At 73.9% G+C, this 2,165-nt stretch carries 2 protein-coding genes; both read left to right on the top strand.

Annotated elements, in window-relative coordinates:
- A partial coding sequence (locus tag B8460_RS17460) for an adenylosuccinate synthase (RefSeq protein ID WP_241771226.1) occupies positions 1-1,233 on the top strand: 1,233 nt, incomplete at its 5' end.
- Between the two features lie 106 nt (positions 1,234-1,339).
- A partial coding sequence (locus B8460_RS17455) for a protein kinase domain-containing protein (RefSeq protein ID WP_048862897.1) occupies positions 1,340-2,165 on the top strand: 826 nt, incomplete at its 3' end.

The following is a 2,165-nucleotide window of genomic DNA, read 5'->3' as shown; positions in this document are numbered from 1 at the left end:
GTGGACTGGCTCGCCAGCCGGGCCGACATCGTGGTGCGCTTCCAGGGCGGGCATAACGCCGGCCACACGCTGGTGGTCGGCAACGAGACCTATAAGCTGTCGCTGCTGCCGTCGGGCCTCGTGCGCGGCAAGCTCGGCATCATCGGCAACGGCGTGGTCGTCGACCCGGTCGCCCTGCTCGACGAAATCGCGCGGGTGACGGCGCAGGGGCTGTCGGTCACGCCCGACACGCTGCGCATCGCGGAGAACGCGCCGCTGATCCTGCCGCTGCACGCAGCCCTCGACCGCGCGCGGGAGGCGGCGCGCGGCGACCGGCGCATCGGCACCACCGGGCGCGGCATCGGCCCGGCCTATGAGGACAAGGTCGCCCGCCGCGCCATCCGCGCCTGCGACCTCGCGGAGCCGGAGACGCTGTCGGCCAAGCTCGACGAGCTGCTGCTGCATCACAACACGCTGCTGGCCGGTCTCGGGGCCGATACATTCGACAAGCAGGCGCTGCTGGACGACCTTCTGGCCCTGGCGCCGCGGCTTCTGCCGTTCCTCGAACCCGTGTGGGAACGGCTGGACGAGGCGCGCCGCGCCGGCCGGCGCATCCTGTTCGAGGGCGCGCAGGCGGTGATGCTGGATGTCGACCACGGCACCTATCCGTTCGTCACCAGCAGCAACACGGTCGCCGCGACGGCGGCCAGCGGCGCGGGCGTTGGGCCGGGCGCGGTGGGCTTCGTCCTCGGCATCGCCAAGGCGTATTCGACCCGCGTCGGCTCCGGGCCGTTTCCGACGGAGTTGCACGATGCGACCGGCACCCTGCTGGGCGATCGCGGGCGGGAGTTCGGCACCGTCACCGGGCGCCGGCGCCGCTGCGGCTGGTTCGACGCGGCGCTGGTGCGTCAGGCGGTCAAGGTCGGCGGCGTGCAGGGCATCGCGCTGACCAAGCTCGACGTGCTGGACGGATTGCCGGAACTGTCGATCTGCACCGGCTATCGCATCGGCGGCGAGGTGCTGCGGCGTCTGCCGGCGGCCCCGGGCGCGCAGGCGGCGGCGCAGCCGGTGTACGAGACAGTGCCCGGCTGGTCAGGCTCCACACGCGGCGCGCGCAGCTGGGCCGACCTGCCGGCCGAGGCGGTGAAATACGTCCGCCGCATCGAGGAGCTGGTGGAGACCCCCATTACGCTGCTGTCCACCAGCCCGGAACGCGACGACACGATCCTGGTACGCGATCCGTTCGAGAACTGACGGCCGCCGCCCAACCCTCGGGCGACGCGGCGCCGCGCCGCCGCGTTGCCGTTCCGTCAACCTTTCGGCCCGATCATCCGGCCCTCCGGTGACGGGGCGGGAGGATATGGCGGCTGAACGCGGCGGATCGCCGACACTGAACGACGCCTATGCCGTGGACTTCGCCCGTGCGCTCGACGGGTGGGGGGAGGCGACGGCCTATCCCGCGACCGCCAGGGCCATGCCGGGGGTGCCGCTGCTGGCCATCCTTGTGCCGCCCGGCCGGGCGCCGCGCGCGCGCGTCCTGACGGAAGTATCGGGTCTGGCGCTGCCGGGCGTGCTGATGCCGCTCGCCCACGGCCCGCTCGGCCTGCCGGACGGCCGCGCCGCCTGGGCGGTCGTGACGGATGCCCCGCCTGGCCCGAGCCTCGCCGCCGCCCCGCGTGCATGGACCGAAGCCGACTTGCTGCGCCACGTCGTCATTCCCGTGGGCGCCACGCTGGCGCGCCTGCATGCGGGCGGCGTGCATCATCGCGGCATCCGCCCGGACAATCTCTTCGCCGCGCCGGGACAGCCATGCGTGCTCGGCCCTGCCTGGACGGAGCCGCCGGCCAGCCGGCAGCCCGCCGTCTGCGAACCGCCCTACAGCGCGATGTGCCTGCCCTGCGGCCGGGGGGAGGGGACGCCGGGTGACGACGTCTATGCGCTGGGGGTCACGCTGATCGCGCTGGTGGCGGGGCGGCTGCCGCTGGACGGGCTCGACGACGCGGCGGTCATACGTCGCAAGCTCGATCTCGGCAGCTTCGCGGCCCTGACCGGTGACGTGCGGCTCTCGCCCCCCATCGCCGACCTGCTGCGCGGCATGCTGGCCGACGATCCCGACCATCGGCCGGCGGCCGCACTCCTCGCCGATCCGGCGGCGCTGCGCGCGCGGCGGGCCTATGTGCGCCCGC

Origin of the sequence: Acidisphaera rubrifaciens HS-AP3 (genome assembly GCF_000964365.1) — a bacterium.
Taxonomy (GTDB): domain Bacteria; phylum Pseudomonadota; class Alphaproteobacteria; order Acetobacterales; family Acetobacteraceae; genus Acidisphaera; species Acidisphaera rubrifaciens.
This window is presented reverse-complemented; position numbering and strand designations above follow the sequence as displayed.